Annotated in this window: 24 protein-coding genes and 2 pseudogenes; 8 read left to right on the top strand and 18 right to left on the bottom strand. The window is 41.3% G+C overall.

All coding sequences use genetic code 11. The features are described from left to right. Positions 1 to 19 precede the first annotated feature (19 nt). From NG22_RS14885 to NG22_RS14875, 3 genes are all read right to left on the bottom strand, one after another. Positions 20 to 493, bottom strand: a complete 474-nt coding sequence (locus tag NG22_RS14885) for an NADH-quinone oxidoreductase subunit A (RefSeq protein ID WP_053406452.1) — start codon at positions 491 to 493, stop codon at positions 20 to 22. A gap of 159 nt (positions 494 to 652) precedes the next feature. Next, on the bottom strand, positions 653 to 1315 hold the full coding sequence (locus tag NG22_RS14880; protein WP_072159109.1) for an LON peptidase substrate-binding domain-containing protein: 663 nt from the start codon (positions 1313 to 1315) through the stop codon (positions 653 to 655). A gap of 63 nt (positions 1316 to 1378) precedes the next feature. After that, entirely contained in the window at positions 1379 to 1960 is a 582-nt protein-coding gene (locus tag NG22_RS14875; RefSeq protein ID WP_053406450.1) for an N-acetyltransferase, read from the bottom strand. A gap of 346 nt (positions 1961 to 2306) precedes the next feature. Here NG22_RS14875 and NG22_RS14870 point away from each other — a divergent pair, with 346 nt between their 5' ends. Then, positions 2307 to 2891, top strand: coding sequence for a porin family protein (locus NG22_RS14870; protein ID WP_053406449.1), 585 nt, complete (start codon positions 2307 to 2309; stop codon positions 2889 to 2891). A 55-nt stretch (positions 2892 to 2946) separates the two neighbouring features. Here NG22_RS14870 and NG22_RS14865 read toward each other — a convergent pair whose 3' ends face one another. From NG22_RS14865 to radA, 3 genes and pseudogenes are all read right to left on the bottom strand, one after another. After that, complete coding sequence (locus NG22_RS14865) at positions 2947 to 3558, bottom strand: hypothetical protein (RefSeq protein WP_157601125.1); 612 nt, start codon at positions 3556 to 3558, stop codon at positions 2947 to 2949. A 249-nt stretch (positions 3559 to 3807) separates the two neighbouring features. After that, positions 3808 to 4191: a DUF5684 domain-containing protein gene (locus NG22_RS14860; protein WP_053406447.1), complete on the bottom strand. Its 384-nt coding sequence runs from the start codon at positions 4189 to 4191 to the stop codon at positions 3808 to 3810. Positions 4192 to 4267: 76 nt separating this feature from the next. Further along, positions 4268 to 5661: pseudogene (radA, locus tag NG22_RS14855) on the bottom strand (DNA repair protein RadA). A 430-nt stretch (positions 5662 to 6091) separates the two neighbouring features. Here radA and glmS point away from each other — a divergent pair. The 3 genes and pseudogenes from glmS to NG22_RS14840 all read left to right on the top strand — a co-directional run bounded on the left by glmS (position 6092) and on the right by NG22_RS14840 (position 9065). Further along, a pseudogene (gene glmS / locus NG22_RS14850) lies at positions 6092 to 7926 on the top strand (glutamine--fructose-6-phosphate transaminase (isomerizing)). Positions 7927 to 8034: 108 nt separating this feature from the next. Further along, a complete protein-coding gene (locus NG22_RS14845) occupies positions 8035 to 8631 on the top strand; it encodes a PolC-type DNA polymerase III (protein WP_053406446.1) in 597 nt (198 codons plus the stop codon). 44 nt (positions 8632 to 8675) lie between these two features. Next, positions 8676 to 9065, top strand: a complete 390-nt coding sequence (locus NG22_RS14840) for a hypothetical protein (protein ID WP_157601124.1) — start codon at positions 8676 to 8678, stop codon at positions 9063 to 9065. Between the two features lie 11 nt (positions 9066 to 9076). On the opposite strand, the gene NG22_RS14835 is transcribed toward NG22_RS14840, so the two are convergent. From NG22_RS14835 to NG22_RS14805, 7 genes are all read right to left on the bottom strand, one after another. Beyond that, a complete protein-coding gene (locus NG22_RS14835; protein WP_053406444.1) occupies positions 9077 to 9394 on the bottom strand; it encodes a Fic family protein in 318 nt (105 codons plus the stop codon). Between the two features lie 136 nt (positions 9395 to 9530). Continuing rightward, the gene (locus NG22_RS14830) at positions 9531 to 9740 is read right to left on the bottom strand and encodes a hypothetical protein (RefSeq protein WP_053406443.1); all 210 of its coding nucleotides are present in this window, start codon (positions 9738 to 9740) and stop codon (positions 9531 to 9533) included. Between the two features lie 70 nt (positions 9741 to 9810). Continuing rightward, the gene (locus NG22_RS14825; protein ID WP_053406442.1) at positions 9811 to 10311 is read right to left on the bottom strand and encodes a GNAT family N-acetyltransferase; all 501 of its coding nucleotides are present in this window, start codon (positions 10309 to 10311) and stop codon (positions 9811 to 9813) included. Between the two features lie 87 nt (positions 10312 to 10398). Then, entirely contained in the window at positions 10399 to 10758 is a 360-nt protein-coding gene (gene rplS, locus NG22_RS14820) for a 50S ribosomal protein L19 (RefSeq protein WP_053406441.1), read from the bottom strand. A gap of 75 nt (positions 10759 to 10833) precedes the next feature. Next, entirely contained in the window at positions 10834 to 11529 is a 696-nt protein-coding gene (gene trmD / locus NG22_RS14815; RefSeq protein WP_053406440.1) for a tRNA (guanosine(37)-N1)-methyltransferase TrmD, read from the bottom strand. Between the two features lie 8 nt (positions 11530 to 11537). Further along, positions 11538 to 12065, bottom strand: coding sequence for a ribosome maturation factor RimM (gene rimM, locus NG22_RS14810; protein ID WP_053406439.1), 528 nt, complete (start codon positions 12063 to 12065; stop codon positions 11538 to 11540). Between the two features lie 16 nt (positions 12066 to 12081). After that, positions 12082 to 12630 (bottom strand): 30S ribosomal protein S16, encoded by a 549-nt coding sequence (locus NG22_RS14805; protein WP_053406438.1) that lies wholly within the window; start codon positions 12628 to 12630, stop codon positions 12082 to 12084. 165 nt (positions 12631 to 12795) lie between these two features. Here NG22_RS14805 and NG22_RS18350 point away from each other — a divergent pair, with 165 nt between their 5' ends. Next, on the top strand, positions 12796 to 13041 hold the full coding sequence (locus tag NG22_RS18350; protein WP_053406437.1) for a DUF2256 domain-containing protein: 246 nt from the start codon (positions 12796 to 12798) through the stop codon (positions 13039 to 13041). 30 nt (positions 13042 to 13071) lie between these two features. Here NG22_RS18350 and cysK read toward each other — a convergent pair whose 3' ends face one another. From cysK to NG22_RS14785, 3 genes are all read right to left on the bottom strand, one after another. Continuing rightward, positions 13072 to 13983, bottom strand: a complete 912-nt coding sequence (gene cysK / locus NG22_RS14795) for a cysteine synthase A (RefSeq protein ID WP_053406436.1) — start codon at positions 13981 to 13983, stop codon at positions 13072 to 13074. 189 nt (positions 13984 to 14172) lie between these two features. Then, entirely contained in the window at positions 14173 to 15141 is a 969-nt protein-coding gene (locus NG22_RS14790) for an IS30 family transposase (RefSeq protein ID WP_053406435.1), read from the bottom strand. Between the two features lie 156 nt (positions 15142 to 15297). Further along, positions 15298 to 16416, bottom strand: a complete 1119-nt coding sequence (locus tag NG22_RS14785; RefSeq protein ID WP_053406434.1) for a hypothetical protein — start codon at positions 16414 to 16416, stop codon at positions 15298 to 15300. Between the two features lie 406 nt (positions 16417 to 16822). Between NG22_RS14785 and NG22_RS14780 the strand changes: the two genes are divergently transcribed. Genes NG22_RS14780 through NG22_RS14770 form a run of 3 tightly spaced genes read left to right on the top strand, consistent with a single transcriptional unit; the run spans position 16823 to position 19088 of the window. Beyond that, on the top strand, positions 16823 to 17326 hold the full coding sequence (locus NG22_RS14780) for a hypothetical protein (RefSeq protein ID WP_053406433.1): 504 nt from the start codon (positions 16823 to 16825) through the stop codon (positions 17324 to 17326). Between the two features lie 11 nt (positions 17327 to 17337). Continuing rightward, a complete protein-coding gene (locus NG22_RS14775; RefSeq protein WP_053406432.1) occupies positions 17338 to 18060 on the top strand; it encodes an NRDE family protein in 723 nt (240 codons plus the stop codon). 2 nt (positions 18061 to 18062) lie between these two features. Further along, entirely contained in the window at positions 18063 to 19088 is a 1026-nt protein-coding gene (locus NG22_RS14770; RefSeq protein WP_053406431.1) for an ATP-grasp domain-containing protein, read from the top strand. Between the two features lie 57 nt (positions 19089 to 19145). Here NG22_RS14770 and NG22_RS14765 read toward each other — a convergent pair whose 3' ends face one another. Together NG22_RS14765 and NG22_RS14760 are read right to left on the bottom strand one after the other, a co-directional pair. Next, the gene (locus NG22_RS14765) at positions 19146 to 19799 is read right to left on the bottom strand and encodes a hypothetical protein (protein WP_157601122.1); all 654 of its coding nucleotides are present in this window, start codon (positions 19797 to 19799) and stop codon (positions 19146 to 19148) included. Positions 19800 to 19822: 23 nt separating this feature from the next. After that, entirely contained in the window at positions 19823 to 20398 is a 576-nt protein-coding gene (locus NG22_RS14760) for a hypothetical protein (protein WP_157601121.1), read from the bottom strand. Between the last annotated feature and the right edge of the window lie 74 nt (positions 20399 to 20472).

Here is a 20472-nt window from a genome sequence, read left to right as displayed (position 1 = left end):
TAAAAGTTTTGAGGGTGGTTTAATAACGATTATTCACCGCATCATACAACTGATCCGGCACTTTGGTATCCACTTTGGGCGGAATCACCTCCGGCTTATCCCAATTCAGGAATCCCTTGCCCCAGGCGTAAGCCAGTCCCAATACCAAAATAAAGATAAAGAGGAACATCTCCACGATGGCAAACCAGCCCCACATGCCGTCGGTTTCTGCGATCAATTGTGCATCACCAAAGACCGTGGCCCATGGAAATAAAAAGATAATTTCTACTTCAAAGAGAATAAACAGCAATGCGACAATATAAAAGCGCATATTGAACTGGCCCCAGGCGGTGCCTACGGTATCTTCTCCGGACTCGTAAGTGGTATTTTTCTCCTCATTAGGACGATGCGGACGAAAAAGCCAGGAGCCGAAATAGGTCAGCAGTACGAAAAGTACCGAGCCGATGATATATAAGAGAATTTCTCCAAAGGCGGAGACTTCAGTGGCGATCATAACGAAATGTTGATATAAAAATGCACTAATGCAAGACAAAGCTAATGAGCTCCCTGAAAAAATGAAAATGCCAATTTTTAAAAGATCGGAAATGTCACTTTGATGTCGAAATAATTACAATCCAAACAAATATAATTTGGCTTGTTGAGAATTAAGCGCTTAATTTTCCCCCATCGGAAAATCAGGATCAATGGGATCTCCAAGATCAAAATATTTATAATGCCCGTTCATCCGGATCCGGCGTTTGGCCTCATTGAACTGTTTGGCAATCGGAATCGTCGCTTTCAGGTGCTCAATCAGATAATGTTGACGACTTTTTTCTTCTTCAATCTTAAGCAACTCATACTTTTGTTCCAGGGACAAGCCCAAATAGTGGCCAATACCAAAAGCTTTGGGCTGCTGATTAAACTCCACACGCCCCACCATTTCTAAGGACTGGAAAAACTCCCGCACCTTTTCCTTAAGTTCCAGCACTTTATCCTCATCCACCTCCATATCATTATCCAAATAGCGTACTAAGCCAGCAGAATATTCTCTGGAAGTCTTCACCTCATCAAATTCCTCCACGATAAAGGCCTTCTGTCCCATTACCTGAATGTCCATCCGGCCATCCGGATACACTTTGTTAATCGCACGCAAATACACGGAGGTACCATACATCTTTTCATTATCCACCGCCGACAGAATTCCAAATAAACGATCACCCCGTAGGCAATCGTGTACCATCTGCTTATATTTTCTTTCGAAAATATGTAGGTTCACTTTCTCCGAGGGGAAAACCACAATTTTGAGGGGAAATAATGGGATGTATGATTGTAGCATATTTTTTTAACGTTTCGTTTCAATCATTTGGTTGTCAATCTACCACAATCCCCAACAGGAAAATCAGTCTGCTGACTTTTTCATATGATATAAAATATGGTTGCCCTTTTTGTACTCCGAATAAGTAACAAAACCCTTCTTTTCATAAATGGAAACATTCCTCAAACTAGCCGTTTCCAAATAAACCGGAACTCCCTCTTTTTGCTTTTTCTCCAGCACAGCATCCATTAACAGAGAGGCATACCCTTTACCACGGCTTTCGGGCAAAACACCCAAGGAGTACAAATTGTAATATTGTTCTGCCTCAGCCAAATGTTTGGAGGTAAATTTGACCGTTTGCAAATTCCTGATAATCGTGGGAAGACCGAGTTTCAGGAGCATTTCCAAATTTACACCCAACCACTTCCATGAAAAAGGCATTTTCTTACCGCCCTTCCATATGGCTGCAGCTGTTTCATCCTCAGTCAGGTAAACGACTCCGCTTCTGATGGCTTCTTCAAAAAGATAAGCCATCAGCAAAGGGACTTTTTGTTCATAATCAGATTTTTCTAACAACCACTGAATATGAGCATCCCGGGCAAAAGAAGTCGTCAAAATATTCACCACCGTATTTTTATCCTTTGCTTCCGCCTTCTTAATTTTCATTGCGCTTTTTGTTTTTCTTAAGTACCGAAACTAATCCGACCTCCTGTGAAATAAAAGCATTGTACTGGAATTAATACAAAATTGATTTTGCAGAGGGCTAATAAATGAAGGCCCAATACCTAATAATACAATAAAAACACAAACACCTACAAGTCAGAGACCAAACTGAATTTCTACCATCAAAATCGGTTCTCTTAAAAAATGATGTAGGATTCAGATTCAAATTAACAATTAGCCCACTTTGCTCAACATATAACTAAACCATAAATTTGTTAAACATTTTCGGCATGAGTTTTGAAGAGTACAAAATATCCTGAAAAAATTAAAACATCAAAACTTAATGGTTATGAAAAAATTCCCTTTCATTTTCACAGGTTTGCTATTCCTTCTCACAATTCAAAGTCAGGCACAGATACACTTGGTTCCGGCTGCAGGAGTGACGATTTCTAAACCAAATAATGATGCTTTCAACCCGAAGGCAGGTTATAAATTTGGAGCAAGTCTTCGCATCGGGGAGAAATGGTTTATTCAGCCCGGGCTTTTTTATACCCAATACAGTAGTGAGGTAGACTGGAATGATCTCCAGAATACTCCAAATATTGACCTGGAATCATTCAATCAGACAGGTTGGGAAGTGCCGGTGATGGTAGGATATCAGTTCATCAATGCAGATATGTTTAAATTCCGAGCTTATGCAGGCCCTCAGATAGGTTTTGGATATAAAACAAATGGAAACAATTTCACTGATGTATTCGACACGGAGTCCACTCAATGGGCCGTAAAGGCAGGCTTGGGGGTAGATATCCTGTTCTTTACCCTGGATGCTGATTATGGCTGGGGGCTTTCAGATAATTTCAAAGTAGACCAGGCCTTCTCCAACAGTTCTTTTCAAAACAGATCTTTTAACATCACGCTGGGTGTTCGGATATAGGGTCACCCCCACTTCCCAGTCAAAAACGGGGCTCCATGATGGGGCTCCGTTTTTTTTAATAATTCAAACTCGCCTGATAGGTGGGGGGCTTTTGGTAATAGAATTTATTGTTTTTGGTAAGAGGAAAATTAAGGCTGATCGCCCAAACATTGGCACTTATTCCTTCATATGGTCTCAAAATATTACCATCTAAATCCACTGTCTCAAAATCTTTGTTCAGAAAATTATTCAAATAATACTGCACCTTCAAATGCGTTCCCGATGGGAAAACTACTCCTGCAAAAAGACCATGCATCAGTCTAGGAGCACGATCGGAAAACCAATGACGACGAACGCTTTCCTTTTCGCCATTCAAAAACAACTTCTCCTTATAATGAATGGGCACTTCAAATGAATAGCCCCCATAAAAATGCCATTTATTCAATCGCCCTAACTTCAAGGCTATCGGAATTTCTAAATTATAGGTTCGGTGCTTTCTCCTTTGTTTAATGTCCGGATAGCTGGCGATAAAGCCCATATTTTTCACGCCCAAACCGGTAAACAATCCAAAATGGCGATTGAAATCAAAGTGATAATGGGTATGAATATTCAACACCGGAGACCACCTGACTGGACTGTCGCTACTGCTTTGACCCTCATTGCTCAAATCCGCATAGGAAAAAATCATCTCGAGCTCCGTTTGGGAATAGTACAGCCGTCCTTGACTATAAGCTGAGGAGGTCGAAAAAAACAAAAACAGGATCAGGATCAGTCCAAGGCAGGATTTTGAAAAAGTGGTGAAGATGGACATTTGCTTTAATTAATTCATACAAAAGGGAAAAGCGTTTTCCTTCGCTTCTTTAACAAACAAATCTAAAAAAAATGCTAAATGATTCTTCCTCATTTAGCATTAATCTCTTTGAAGATAATCACCGCACTAAAATGTTTGCGCAGTTGCCCCCGCTGGCCCCATATATCTGATGCTACTGTCCAAACCTAATATCAGATAAAAAATGGGAGACAGGAATATCAGCCCGAGGGTAAATCCAATGCCCTTTCCATAGGATTGCGAGGTTAAATGGCACATCATCACATAAATGAAAATATTGATAATGGGTAAAAATAACAATAACAACCACCACCAGGGCTTTCCGATGATTTCCAATAAAATGATGATATTATAAATGGGAATAATCGCCTTCCAACCTTCCTGTCCCGCTTTTTCAAATATTTTCCACAAAGCGACAATTTGAATCACAATCAACGCAAAGTAGACGATCATCACTAAACCCGATCCGGCTGCATTTTCATAATTTTCCATAGAACACAAATTTGTTTGACCATATAACTGATCTTTCTCAAAAAGTGTGTTCTGAGGTAAAAATTATTGCAGCCGTTTATTGGAAAAGATCCTGAAAAATATCCTCCAGCTTGCCAAATGCCCTGATCTGAATGCCGTACTTTTTGAAATCAATGCCTTTCAATCCAAACTTCGAGACATAAATAGTAGAGAAGCCCATTTTTTCCGCCTCCGCGATTCTGGATTCCACATGTGTTACAGCCCTGATTTCTCCTCCCAGGCCAATCTCCGCCGCAAAACAAATGTGTGGCGGAATGGCTATTTCTTCAAAAGAAGAAACCATAGAAGCAGCCACCGCTAAATCCAATGCGGGATCCTGCACTTTCACCCCTCCCGCAATATTTAAAAACACATCACGCATACTCAATCGGTAGCCACCTCTTTTTTCCAGTACGGCAATCAACATCTGCAGACGCTTATTGTCAAATCCGGTGGTCGCTCTTTGTGGCGTTCCATAGGTTGACGGACTCGCCAAAGCTTGAGTCTCGATCAGTAATGGGCGATTTCCTTCCAGGGTTGCACCGATGGCTACTCCGCTTAATTCTTCCTCTCTTTGGGAAATCAATACCTCTGAGGGGTTATTCACCTCTCTTAACCCATCATTTCGCATTTCATAGATGCCCAGTTCACTGGTGGATCCAAAACGGTTTTTAATCGTCCGTAAAATCCGGTAACTCAAATGGCGATCTCCTTCAAATTGCAAAACCGTATCCACCATATGCTCCAAAACCTTCGGGCCGGCAATATTCCCATCCTTATTAATATGGCCAATAATAAAAGTGGGAGTATTGGTTTCTTTGGCAAAACGCATCAACTCTCCCGTACAATCCTTCACCTGAGAAATACTTCCGGGTGCAGAATCAATAAGCGAGGATCCCAGGGTTTGAATCGAATCAATCACCAATACTTCTGGCTGAATTTCCTTCACCTGATTAAACACTTTGTCCAAATCAGTCTCGGTCAACACAAACAGGTTATTGTTCTTATTGTGCAGGCGATCCGCACGCATCTTAATCTGCTGCGCACTCTCTTCCCCGAAACATACAGTACTTTTAGTGCAATTAATTTCAAGGCCACCTGCAACATCAAAGTAGACTTTCCTATCCCGGGCTCCCCTCCGATTAGCACCAAAGAGCCCGGCACAATGCCTCCTCCAAGTACGCGGTTCAATTCGGTATCCTGCGCATCAAAACGCTTTTCTTGTTGTACCTGAATATCTTTCAGCGTTACCGCTTTCTGAGCTGTCTTTCGAAAAGAACTTCCGGCTGCTACCGCATCTCCACTGGCAAATCTAGATTTTGTCGTTTTCTCAATTACTTCCTCTGCAAAAGTATTCCATTGCTGGCAGGACGGACATTTTCCCAGCCACTTGGGTGCCTCATAACCACAATTTGAACAGAAATACGCCGTTTTAACTTTTGCCTTTGCCATATGAATATTGATCTTGAGAAAAACGAATTTCTACAATTTCTCAGGAATAAAAAATCAATCCCTAAAATCAGACTTTTTAGCGAAGAAAAAATTGATTTTACCAAGATGAAATAGAAATTTTAATTTTTGATGAAAAATACTTTTCCTTCAAATTTAACTTTCCTCCACTTTAATTCCCCCTTCCAAATTCACCCTATTTCTATTTTTATCTTCCATTTTTAGATAATATTCTGCTTGAATAAATTCAACTCTTTTCGAAAACCGTATACACCAATGCGCTGTTACCTAAATAAGTAAAGAAAATTATTTAATCTCATTAGGGCATAAAATCCGGTAATGGCCATTTTTTTGATATTCAAGTACAAATGGCTTACTTCAGGAAAATTTTTGAAATAAAAACCATCAAAATTAGATAAACCTTTTTCCAATTATGTGTGGAATTGTTGCTTATAAAGGACACCGACAGGCCGAGGAAATCATCATTAAAGGCCTTCAACGCTTAGAATACCGTGGATATGACAGTGCCGGAATTGCCTTATTAACCCCGAATTATCCATTTATAAGAAAAAAGGCAAAGTAGCCGAATTACAGGCGCATATCGCCGATCAAAACACTCAATCTACCATTGGAATCGGGCATACCCGTTGGGCCACGCATGGAGAGCCAAACGATGTCAACGCGCACCCGCACTATTCTCAAACGAAAGATTTGGCCATTATTCATAATGGTATCATTGAGAATTATGCCTCCGTCAAGAAAGAATTAGTGGCGCATGGCCACAAGTTTACTTCTGAAACGGATACTGAGGTCCTGATTCATTTCATCGAATACATCCAACAGTCTAACAATGTAGACTTGGTAGAAGCGGTTCGATTGGCGTTGAAACGTGTCGTGGGAGCCTACGCCATTGCGATCATTTCCAAAAACGATCCGGATTTGATGATCGCAGCAAGAAAAGGAAGCCCATTGGTGATTGGTTTGGGAAAAAATGAATTCTTCCTGGCTTCAGATGCGACTCCAATTGTGGAATACACCAATGAAGTGGTTTATCTGAATGACAATGAAATTGCGGTAATTCGTGGCAACGAATTGCATATAAAAAATACAGATGATGTTGTTTCCACTCCGGAAATCACCCTCTTGGATTTGGAGTTGGAGGCTATTGAAAAAGGTGGCTATGATCACTTTATGCTCAAAGAAATTAATGAGCAACCAAGGTCCATCAATGACTGTTTGAGAGGACGATTAAATGCAAGCGAAGGGCAACTGACCTTGGGCGGAATCAGCGATTATCTAAGCAAATTGCGCCAGGCGGATCGTATCATCATTGCTGCCTGTGGTACTTCCTGGCATGCGGGCTTGGTTGCTGAATACATTTTCGAGGAATTCTGTCGTATTCCGGTTGAAGTGGAATATGCTTCTGAGTTCCGTTACAGAAACCCGGTTATCCACGAAGGCGATATTTTAATTGCTATTTCTCAATCCGGTGAAACTGCCGATACGCTGGCTGCCATGGAATTAGCAAAGTCCAGAGGAGCGACCGTATTAGGGGTTTGTAATGTAGTTGGTTCTTCAATTGCGCGTATCTCTGATGCAGGAGTTTACACCCACGCCGGGCCTGAAATTGGAGTAGCCTCTACCAAAGCCTTTACTGCCCAGCTTTCAGTATTATCTATGATTGCGCTGAAGGTAGCGCAACAAAAGGGAACAATTTCCGAAACCCGCTTCAGAGAAATGCTGGCGCACCTGGAACAAATTCCAGCAAAAGTAGAAGAGGCTTTGAAGTCCGAAGAGCAGATTCGCGGAATTTCTGAGCTTTATCAGGATGCCAAAAACTTCCTTTATCTGGGTCGTGGATATAACTTCCCGGTGGCATTGGAAGGCGCCTTGAAATTGAAAGAGATTTCTTATATACACGCAGAGGGGTATCCGGCGGCAGAAATGAAACACGGACCGATTGCTTTAATTGATGAAGAAATGCCGGTATGTTTCATTGCTACCCGTGATGGCTCTTACGATAAGGTAGTTTCCAATATTCAGGAGGTAAAAGCCCGTAAAGGGAAAGTGATCGCCATTGTTTCCGAAGGAGATGTACTAATTCCTAAAATGGTGGATCACGTGATTGAGGTGCCGAACACGCATGAAGCCTTCATGCCACTTGTTGCGACCATTCCATTGCAGCTATTGTCTTACCACATTGCCGTAATGAGAGGTTGTAATGTGGATCAGCCACGAAATTTAGCGAAGTCGGTGACTGTAGAGTAAAAAATTACCATAGATCAATTTTTAAGGCGCATTCTGATAAGGGAATGCGCCTTTTCTTTTTGCAGACTCCTACAAACCTTTATATTTACCGCAAACATTTTTTCAATTATGCCATATTTAGTTTTTGATCTGGAGATGAGTGGTCCGGATCCGGAAATCCACGATATTATTCAGGTAGGGGCCGTTTTGGTGGACGACCAATGGAAGGAAATCAGCAAATTCTCCTCGAATGTTTGTCCAGAGAATATCAACACTATTTCGGCCAAATCAGAAGAGATCCACGGGCTTTCCAAATATGATCTGATGGATGCTCCGGCCATGTACGAAGTGTTGGAGAAAATGGAGGATTGGATTATGGAGCAACTTAATCGTGACAATACCAATCAGCTGCGTGATATTATCCTGGCCGGACAAGGGGTCATGAACGACATTAACTTTCTGCGTGAGGCTTACTATCGGGAAAATATGAAATGGCCATTTTCCTTTAAAATTGTTGACCTGCTAAGCATCAGCACTTTTGCTTTTATGATTTTGGAAAACAATGGCAAAGAGGTGCCCAAAAGGCGTGGACTCAACCATATCGCAGAATACTTCGGGCTGAAAAGGGAAGGAGAGGAGCACAACGCCCTGGAAGATAGCGAACTGACCTTGGCTTGCTTTCAGGCATGTTTTGATATCGCTAAAAAAGTGACGCTTTCAGAGTAACATCATGCGGAAAATGGTTAAAAGGATATACTATTCTAATAACAATGAATTTTCTGCTTTTAATCGCCGCAATAGTCTGTAGCATGGCTTGTGCCGGGCACTTTACCATTGGAAATAAGGATTTCTTAAAACCTGTTTTGGAGAGCCAGGATGTTGGAATAATTCCTAGAAAGGTCATGCACAGCCTGTTTCATTATATGTCCGTCTGGATGCTTATATCGGCGGTACTGCTTTGGGGATTTGCTTTTGATTATGCCTTTGTTTTTCGAAGTACAGAAGATGTTACACTCCTCATAGGCATTTGTTTTTTGTCCTTTGCTATGGTTCAAATTCCCATCGCCATCAACAGTCCGATTGAAAACGGCCTGTTGAAAATGTTTCAATGGATATTTTGGATCATTATAGGAGTATGCTGTTTATTAAGCCTAGGGTAGTTTCAGGCATTTCATGCTCGCCAGTGCCCTAATTTGTCTTTAAGAAATTCGATGAGGGCTTCCATTTGATATTTCCCTGAGGCTAAATCAAGCGCTAATTCTTCCGCCCACTTCCCTGTAAATTCATCCACCAGTTCATTCGGAACGTTATTGATTAGGGCAAAATAGGTGAAGCTCACTATACTGATCCGTTTGTTTCCATCCTGAAATGGGTGATTAGAATTGATGGCAAACAACAAATAGGCAGCCTTATCGAAAAAATCAGGATAATAAATAACTTCCAGTGCAAAAAAAAAATTTATCCATCTTCCCGATATCAATAATCCCATGACTCCCTCCGGATTTATCAATCCGGATTTTATGGAAATGAAGTATTTCCTCTTTGCCAGGATAATTCATTGAAAAATAGGGTAAGGTTAGGAGGGTAGCTTTACCCATATGATCATCAGGTACTTCGTAGTTCCATTAAGATAAGCGCTTAAACATTTCCAAATGCTTATCGATCATTTCTTCCTGTTCTTTCATTTTCAACTGACGGTCCACTTCTTTACTTCTATGTAAAATTTGATTCATAGCCGTGGAAAATTTTAAATGGTGACTTTTCGCATATTCCTCAACATAGGCAATGACCTCTGCATCGAGGGTTACTGCCTTTTTTACCTTTAACTCTTCCATTATTGTGCTTCCTAAAGTATGATTTTATACTACTAACTTGAAAATACCAAAAATAGTTACTGATTACCAATCAATTAGTAGCAACAAACCACCTAAACTCCCTGCCCTCCGGAGTGGTCCCTTTTTGATATTCTTCCATCCCCAACTTCTCCGCCAACTTTATGGAACCTTGATTTTCGGCATACATCCGGGCTGATAATTGCTTGACCTTCAGTTTTGAAAAAGCATGATTCATCAGTGCTTTCACCAGCTCATAACCCAATCCTTTTTGCCAATGAAGATGATCCAATATATACCCCATCTCCAAATGTGTAGCATCCTGAAAAGAGTCAAACAAGCCAACCTCACCAATCAGCTGCTGATTTTCAATTAAAAAAATTCCATAGAGTCCTCCGTTTTCACCCTGATTACAGCGCTCCACCTTTGTTTTCAATTCCGTATTGGTCCAGTCGGTACGGCCGGATTGAATGTAGCGCATATTCTTTTTTTGCTGATAGATTGATAATAAATCAACAATATCAGTGTGGCTGAGGGACCTGACTTGCAGGCGGGAGGTTTCAAAAATGATCATGCTAAAAAATAGTAATAAAACACGAAAAGCCGGCACCCTGAGGATGCCGGCTTCGTATTTTTAATTCCCGAAAAGAATCCGAAAATTTTATTTCGCGCGACGCTCTTTGATACGAGCAGCTTTTCCTTGACGACCACGTAGGTAGAACAAACGTGCACGACGTACTTTACCCAAACGAACAACCTCGATTTTATCGATGTTTGGAGAAAGCATTGGGAAGATACGCTCTACAGCGATACCAGAAGAGATCTTACGAACAGTGAAAGTTTCACCGTTAGAACCTGCATTACGGATCTGCATTACAGTTCCTTGGTACTGCTGGATACGCTCTTTGTTACCCTCTTTAATTTTACAGTGTACATTTACAGTATCACCGGCTTTGAACTTAGGAAGCGCTGCACGGCGCTCATTGCTCTCAGCTTCTACGAATTTAATTAAATCGCTCATTATTGTAATCTTATCGTGCCCTCGCAGGGCACCATGTTGAATAATTTTAATTCAAAGGAGCGGCTGATCCGCTCTTTAATTTTTAGAATCAGCATCCTTGAGTAATTCCGGGCGACGCTCTTGTGTACGCTTTACGGATTGCTCAAAACGCCAGGCCTCAATCTTGCTGTGGTCTCCGGAAAGTAATACTTTGGGCACTTCCCAACCATTGTATTCCTTTGGTCGGGTATAAACAGGAGGGGCGACTAAACCATCCTGAAAGGAATCAGTAAGTGCTGAAGTTTCATCCCCTAACACTCCCGGGATCAATCGGGCTACCGCGTCCGTCACTACTGCCGCACCAAGCTCTCCACCGGACAACACATAGTCGCCAATGCTGATCTCCCGCGTAATGTAGTGCTCCCGCACCCTCTCGTCCACACCTTTATAATGCCCACAAAGAATAATCAGGTTGCCGCCTTTCAGCGCAAGCTCATTGGCAATGCTTTGCTCAAATCGCTCCCCATCCGGACTCATGTAAATGACCTCATCGTAATCGCGCTCTGCTTTCAATGAATCGATGCATTTGGCAATCGGCTCAATCATCATCACCATTCCGGCACCACCTCCAAATGTATAATCATCTATCTGGCGATACTTATTGGTAGAGAATTCGCGAAGATTATGTACCTCCACGGTGATCAGACCTTTGTCCTGTGCACGTTTCAGGATCGAATGACTCAACGGACTTTCGATCAATTCCGGCAGCACGGTGATAATATCAATTCTCATTTCCCTGCTTAGTCCTCTGTGTAAACTTCCAATAAACCCTCAGGCAATTGCGTCTCAATTACCTTTGCTTCCTTATCTACTTTCAGTAGAATATCATCCGCCATCGGGACCAAAACTTCCTTCCCATTACAGTCTACTGCAATTAAAGGTTGCTTATCATTATCGTAAACGGTGGTAACCGTTCCGAAATCCCCGTGCTGACGATCCTGCATCCGGAAGCCAACAATCTCGTGATAGTAAAACTTTCCTTCGCCTAAATCCGGCAGGATATCAAGCGGCAGAAATAATTTTACACCTTTTAATGCGTCAGCGTCTTCAGGGCTTTCCACCCCTTCAAAAGTGAATATCGCCTGATCTCCTTTCATGCGGATGTCCTCCACAATATAAGGCACCAAACTTCCACCATGCTCCAGGAATACCGCCTCCAAATCAATATAAACTGAAGGATCATCTGTATCTAAAACAGCATTTACTGATCCATCCAATCCATGTCTTTTGGTGATATACCCCAGCTCAAAACACTGATCTATACGCATCGGCTATTAATCAATCTTATGCTTCAGTTTCTTCAGCAGCAGGAGCTTCTCCTTCTGCATCATCACCAGCAACCTCAGCTTCAGCAGCTGCAGCAGCAGCTTCTTCTTCCGCTTTACGAGCCGCGATAGCATCAATACGCGCTTGGTTTTTAGCCGCTTCAGCGTCGAAACGTGCTTTCGCCGCAGCGTCAGCTTCGTTCGCCAATTTAGCGATCTTACCTTCGATCTTCGCCAATTTAGCTTCTTTCCATGCGTTGTATTTCTCGTCAGCTTGCTCCTGAGTGATCGCACCTTTGTTCACACCAATTTGAAGGTGCTTACGGAACATTACTCCTTTGTAAGACAACAATGCACGTGCAGTATCGGTAGGCTGAGCACCTTTCATTACCCAATCAAAAGCTGCATCTTCGTTGAAATCAACGGTTGCAGGGTTTGTGTTAGGATTGTAGATACCCAAGTTCTCGATGAATTTACCATCACGTGGTGATCTTGAATCAGCAACAACCAAGTTATAGATTGCTTGTCTCTTGCGTCCACGACGCGCTAATCTGATTTTAACTGCCATTTTTTAAATTATAAAAACGTTTAACGTTAACGAAGGAACACGTCCTTCTATTTAATTGAGGGGCAAAGGTAGAGAAAATTATTGGGATTTCGTTACAATTCCCCCAATAAATTAAACCGCTAACATGCTGAAAATAAATACGGTTTCATTCTTAACCGTTTGCTTATGCCCATAACATCCTTTGGCCTATTCCCCTTTTGCAAAAAAGTAGCCAAACTTGTGATGCTACCGCCAACAAAGTGTTTTGAAGACATGAAGAAATCGCAACTACCGGTAAAAATTTGTAAAACTTGTGGCCGGCCTTTTAGCTGGAGAAAGAAATGGGTAAAGGTTTGGGAAGAAGTGAAATACTGTAGTCACAGATGTAGGGCCAATCGCAAAACAAAAAAAGCCCAAACAGCGGGTAACTGATTGGGCTTTAAAAAGAATATAATCCGTTATCTAGTATAATCCATCTATCGAAAGGTATCTTTCACCGGTATCATAGCAGAAAGTCAAAATTTTTGAACCTACTGGAATCTCCGGTAACTTTTTCGCAATAGCTGCCAATGAAGCTCCTGAGGATATTCCAATAAAAATTCCCTCTTCTTTCGCTGCGCGCTGCGCAAATTCAAATGCCTCCTCCTTGTCCACCGTAATGGCTCCGGTCAATACCGAAGTATCCATCACCTTGGGCACGAAACCTGCCCCAATCCCCTGCAAAGGATGTGGCCCGGGCTCACCTCCCGACAACACAGGACTTGCAGTGGGTTCCACCGCATAGACTTTCATCTTGGGGTGGTGCTCCTTCAAAGCGTTTGCTACTCCGGTAATATGACCACCCGTTCCTACACCAGTAATCATATAATCAAAGCCACTGGACATATCCTGAATAATTTCCTTGGCAGTACGCTCAAAATGCACTTTACTATTGGCCTCATTGTCAAATTGCATGGGCATCCAGGCTCCCTCTGTTGCCTCCACCAATTCTTCTGCTTTGGCAATAGCACCCTTCATTCCTTTTTCTTTTGGCGTCAAGACCAATTCCGCTCCATATGCCGCCATAATTCTCCTGCGCTCAATACTCATGGATTCCGGCATCACCAACTTTATCTTGTAACCTTTCACGGCAGCAACCAAAGCCAAGCCTATCCCGGTGTTTCCTGAGGTAGGTTCAATAATGGTTCCCCCTTTGGATAATTGCCCCTTTTCCTCAGCATCCTCTACCATAGATAATGCAATACGGTCTTTAATACTACCTCCGGGATTCGCTCTTTCCAGCTTCATCCAAACCTCTACATCTTTTCCAAAAAGTCTGTTGATTTTCACCAGGGGAGTGTGCCCGATGGTTTGTAGGATATTTTGTACTTTCATGTTGAATACGCTTATTCAAAATTCAGCGGGGTGATTTCAATAAACTATATCACTTTTACCCTTTTTCAATGCGCCCCGCATAAAAATGCTTAGATGGTAAAAGCTTTATTTTAACGTATTATTCAAAGGCTGCGTTCTGTTTTTTCTTATTATTTGTGCAAACAATCTTTGAAAACTTGAATTCCAATTTTAAATGCAAGTTTTATTGATGGTGATCAAATTTTTTCTTTCACCATGAATATATTCGATAGGCGTCCAAAAATTCAATTTCTTTCTTGGGCGATTATTGAGGGATTCTTCTACTTGGAGTACTGAATTCATTTTGATATTGTCCATTGATTTCCCTTTAGGAAAGTACTGTCTTATTAGGCCATTTGTGTTTTCATTGGTACCCCTTTGCCAACTGGCGTAAGGGTCTGCAAAGTAGGCCACACAACCAACAGAGGCTTCTAATTCTTTATGGCATGCAAATTCTTTCCCATTATCACAAGTAACCGTCTTCCAAGGTATTAAAGATCTTGAAGCCATATCTTCTAAGGCTTTCAAAACATCTTTATCTGATTTGCTTAATGCTATTCCGATCAATGTATATCTAGACCTTCTACAAACAGCCGTAACCAAGACATTTGACTTTTCCTTGGTCCCTACCACAACATCAAGTTCAATATGCCCAAACTCCGATCTATTATCAGCCTCCGTGGGTCGAATATGAATAGGTTTCCGGTCTGGAATTTTTGATCCATTTTTTGAATTAGATTTCCGTTTTTTCCTTTTCCCCTTGCTGATCCTAAGGTGGTTAGCCAATTCAGGAACACTGTAAATGAATTGATAAATTCCTTCAACTGAGATCATTGGAGCCCCCTCCCTTTTACATCTTCCAGCTATTTGTTCTGGGCTGAAATCATTTTCAATAAGACACTCACGTATTACTTGTTCCATTTCGGGAGTCCGTTTATACGGTTCCCGATTATTTTTACGATTGGCCAGGTACTTACTATGCGCCGTATCAGCGTCGTAATACCCTTTACGACAACGCTTTATTTCTCTCCCTATAGTCGATACATGAAATCCAACTTTATCAGCAATAGCTGTTTTATTGAACCCTATTTTAACTAACGCTTCAATTTCATATCTTTGTGTCAGGGTAATCTGGGCCATTGTTATTTCTTATTTAAGTGCAATTAGATTTAAATTTCAAAGGTACCGGATACCTTTTTTTTATGCCAAAAAAACTTGCACTTAAAATTAGAATCCAGGAAATTAAAAATTCAGGTCTTCAAATCCTGTTTGCTAAGGGAAGTGGCAAATATTAAACTACACAACCGGATTGATAAAAATATCCCATTTGGGCAGAATCTCGTTTCTTTGTAAGTTTTTGTCAAAACTTTTGTATTTATTATCATCTATCTTAATAGGTGATTCATAAGTATTGTTGTTCATAAATACTAAAGGAGCTTTCTGACACCAGGTCATTTTTTTTGCAATTTCCAGCGTGTTTTCAACTGTATCAAGAATAAGGCCTTTCCAATAGTTTTCTAACGCAGCCCATACTCTTTCTATTGGATTATATTTACTGTGATACGGGGGATAGTAGACCAAATGAATTGGAATTCCAATTTTTTTCGAAAACTTAATGATGCGTTGAATAAAGCGTCGAGTATTTCCCGCCACCGGTTTTCCATTGTCCAAATTGATTAATAATGTATCATAATTTGATTTATCATATCCCTTTTCATCCCACCACATCTCTAGGCCATCAACAATAAAGTCACTCGTTTCCTTTGACTTACCAAATATGAAAGTAATATCTTCAGATTTAGTTTCTCTTATTCCTAAGGGAACAAGAGTTTCAGTCCAGTGATGATCATGATCTTCGGCTTGATTAGCTTTCTGAGTCCTAGAATAACCTCCGCGACTAAGATTTCCTACTTTTGTTTTTGCTTTGACATCTAAAGAAATTTGTATCGTTCGGTCATTGCTTTCGGCTTCTTTGTTGTGCTTTTTTACATTTGTGAAAATCTCATCTGTTTCTGCGATTTTTTTCAATGGCTTAATCTTTTGGACTTTCTTTAATGTATACCCTAATCTATTTAGAATATTATTGATTGTACGAACACAAAAATCTCCTTCATGATATTTTAAGGCTAAGAGTTTCTGTAAAATGTATTGCGCAGTTATTCTAACATAACATCGTTCTGTCTTAAAGCTGGGATCAATACAACTTTCTTCATCAACAATACAGCTTATATCATTAGCTAGCTCAGGATGCTCAATCTCTTTTTTTTCTGCCCCTACATGAAAATGCATCCATACATCGAATCCCTGTATAATGCTCTTTAAGAGCGAGTTTAACCATTTCTCGCCCAACATTAACGGATCGTTCCATTTTGGAGGGTGACCCGTCAAAATATTTAATGCATATTTCTGCTGCATACTCTCGGCGTTTATAGCCTGTCAATTTTTTAAGGGCAATGTTAATACTGTCAATAAATTCACTAAAAGGTTGATCTTTCTCCATTCACGAAGTTACATAAAGTTTTGATGTAGGCTATTTTTTTCCACTTCCCTAATGCAATCTTGAAATGCCCCTCCCATTTAACCAAAAGCAAATCCCCTTTAATAAACTGACTCCGATACCACTTATAATCAATCGATTACACCTAGCTAAATCCAATTCCTCCTAAATTTTTACAAAAAGTATAATAATTCTAATCACTCCCCTTCTGGGTCTCCTTGAATCGGGTTTATTTGGAAATTGCGGCTTTTCAATTAATAAAATCTAAGCTTTGATGAAAAATTTAATAAATTACCCCTAATTACCATACTTAACTCCTACAGCATGACGATCAAACAAGTCGCCATTCAGCTACTCAATCAACTAGATTCAGTCATTAAACAAATGACCGCTACCGAATACCAAAGCCCAATTGATGTTTTAGGCAAGGGTAGTATCGGCCAACACGTTCGCCATACTTTGGAATTTTTCACTTGCTTAGAAAGCGGTTTACCAAAGGGAATCGTAAACTATGATGAACGCGAAAGAAAACTCGCTTTGGAAAATGATCCGGTAACCGCATTAAAGGCTATTCAGCAAATCCAAAAATTTATTCTAAACACTGAAAATCAAAAATTACGTTTGGAAGGAAAATACCTTGGTGATGAAGGGGAGATGAGCTTCAGAGTGGAATCTAATTTTGAACGCGAATTAGCCTATAATATTGAACATACTGTCCACCATATGGCCATGATGAGAGTGGGGTATCGACTATTGTTCCCCAACATTAAGGTTCCGGAACATTTTGGAGTGGCAAGCTCTACAGTAGCGCATCAGAAAATAAAATAAACCTATCGCTCATGTGTACGGTAACCTTTGTGCCCACTGAGGAGGGCTTTATCTTCACCTCCAACCGGGATGTAAGCTATCAACGGCCCTATGCCGAATTACCCAAAATCCATATGGAGGGATACCTGAAGGTTTTAATGCCTATAGACCCCATGGGGAGCGGTAGTTGGATTGGACTTTCTCCCTATTTTGATGCCGTATGCCTTCTAAACGGAGGCTTTGTTAATCACAAAAGCAATCCACCTTATCGCCATAGTCGGGGACTGGTAGTCAGAGACTTGCTTCGGCACCAAGATTTGCCCAAATTTTCATCCGAATATAATTTCCACGGCATTGAGCCCTTTACCTTAATTGCCATTCAGGATAAAACCCTCTATGAGATGGTGTGGACGGGCAAGCAACTTTACATCAAAAACCTACCGAATCATCAAAGCTATATTTGGTCCAGCGCCACATTATACGATGCTAATATCCGGCAAAAAAGAATAGATTGGTTCCAGGATTGGCTGGCCAATTATCCGCACGACCTGGCTTCCCTCCGAGGTTTTCATGAAAATGCCGGGGAAGGTAATCCCAGAACAAACGTCATGATGGACTGGGCCGAAATGGAAGTGGGTACGGTAAGCACCACCACCATTTTAAAGGAAAATGGGGCGCATTTTATGCATTATAAAGACTGGAAGACGCAACGCTCGGCCATGGTCAAATTTGAATCTGATTTAGTCATTGAGTAAAAATGAACTTAAGGTCATTTTTTATAAAATTAACCTCCTGGGAATACTGGCCCTGGCAGTTGGTTTACCTCCCGATTTGGTTTTACGCTTTGGGCATTGCTATTCGTGCCCGATCTCCTTTTTTCTTTTCCGCCTCTAACCCCGGAATTGAAAACGGTGGCCTTTTGGCAGAATCCAAATCGGCGATTTTAAAAAAAATTCCGGCGGAGTTTACCCCCAAAACCTTATTGATCGAAAAGCCGGAACCTCAAAATATTTTAAGGGGAATGGAACAACTCGGGCTGTCTTTCCCCATAATCCTTAAGCCTGATTTTGGAGAAAGAGGCAGGGGCGTTGAAAAAATTAATCATGAGGAAGAACTGCCCTCTTATTGCCGGGAAGTGCAAATTCCGGTCATCATTCAGGAATTTATTGATTACCCTCTCGAAGTAGGTGTTTTTTACTACCGCCACCCCAATCGCCAATTCGGAACCATCAGCTCGGTGGTATTAAAAGAAATGCTAAGCATTACCGGAGATGGAACAAGCTCGGTGGAAACTTTAATGACACAAAATCCAAGAGCATTCTTACAGTTAGAACGACTAAAGGAAGCACAGCATGATCTAATGACCACTGTAGTTCCAAAGGGGGAGAAATTATTATTAGAATCTATTGGAAACCATTGCAGGGGCACGAAATTCCTAAACGGCAATCACCTCATCAATAAAGTGCTTCATGCCAGGTTTGATCAGATCGCGCTTCAGATTGAAGGCTTCAACTACGGGCGTTTTGACCTAAGAGTGCCCTCTCTGGAAGATTTATATGCAGGAAAAAACATCAAAATCATGGAACTCAATGGCGCTAAGGCCGAACCTGCCCATATTTATCATCCTGGTTATTCCCTGGTTCAGGCCTACAAAGACTTGTTTGCCCATTGGAAAGTAATGGGAGAAATCAGTATTGCCAACCATCAAAATGGGGTGCCTTACACGACCTTCCGAAAGGGGGTTACCTCCCTGATAGAATACCGACAACTTAGTAAAATGTAAAAGGGAAGCCTTCGTTACCGAAACCCTCCCCATTAAAATAGTACTTCAAATAGCTTCCTATAATAAGCCTGTGGCTTTTAAATCTTTACCCACCGCTTTGCCGAAGCTCTTACCAATGGCCTTTACGCTTGGAGGGTTCTCAATGGTCGTTCTACAATTGTAAATACGACCTTTGGTTTTAATATCATAAATATCTCCCTGCAAGCGAAGCGTACGTCTTATCTGGATGGCCTGTGGTCTTGACTTATCTAAATTCTCCTGAATATTGCCTTCAGGATATTGCGAACCTGCCTCCACACCATAATGTTGATTGCTGTAAAAACCCATTGACTGATCTTCCATTAAACTTCTACCGGATCGACCCGTCACCTGCGCCTGCACGGTATCGCTCGCATAATCCAACACCTTCACTACCATCAGAGCGGTTTTGCCCATAGCGATCAGCTGATCCAAATGCGCTTGCTTACTTTTCGTGGTATCAGTCAATAATTCTCTGGCAGAAGTCGCTTTTAAGGCTACAGGTAAACCCTTTGCTACAGTAGATTCAATAAATTCTCCATCTCCATAATCGCCCTGATAAAGCACCACCAACGACTGTGGCCCCTCAAAGCCGGATTTGTTCATTTTGTCACTTTGTGTAACGATGGTTTTGGTACAGGCAGTAAAAGCCGCTGCCACCATTAAAAAAGTAAGTGTTTTAAAAATTCTCATTATTTATGATTGATTAATTGTTGTTAGCGCCAAAGCCCCTCCTTCCTCATATTTTTACCCAAAGCTTTCCCAAAACTACTCCCCACTCCTAAAGAAGGCTTTTTGGTTCCCGTTTTTGAAAGGCAATTATAGACCAGTTTCCGGCTTTTCAGGTCATAAAGTTCTGCTCGTAAAACTACCGCGTCTTCAATCTCTGCGGAAGTTTGCTGGTCTAATTGCTGCCGCCCCCGAATACTTCCGCCGTCCGCATCAGTCGTCAGATTCATTTCACTGGAATCCTTCACTAACTTCACGAGTAAAACCGTATTCTTGCCCTGCTCCATTAAAGATTTTACATGCTGCTCAACGGTCGCATGGGGATCAAACAATACTTTTCGGATAGAAACCGCATTTAAATCTGATGGCAATGAACTCGCCAGGCGCTCCTCAAAACTGCACACCCAGTCCAGGTCTTGCTCGCCATCATATACCACGACCAACTGGGGTTCCACCAAACTTTCTTTCACCGGAGATTCAGACTGTGTAATCACCGTCTTAGAACAGGAAAATAAGAACATCAGAAAGGATAAAAGGCCTAGTAGGTAACGATTCGGTTTCATAAGGAGATGTAGGAAATTGGAATTAAACCATCGTTTCTCCAACAGTCATGCTCAGGATTCGTAAAAATTTCCGA

The sequence above is a fragment of the Persicobacter sp. CCB-QB2 genome (assembly GCF_001274635.1).
Classification (GTDB): domain Bacteria; phylum Bacteroidota; class Bacteroidia; order Cytophagales; family Cyclobacteriaceae; genus Persicobacter; species Persicobacter diffluens.
Note: the sequence above shows the minus strand (reverse complement) of the source record. Positions and strands in the feature narration are given on the sequence as shown.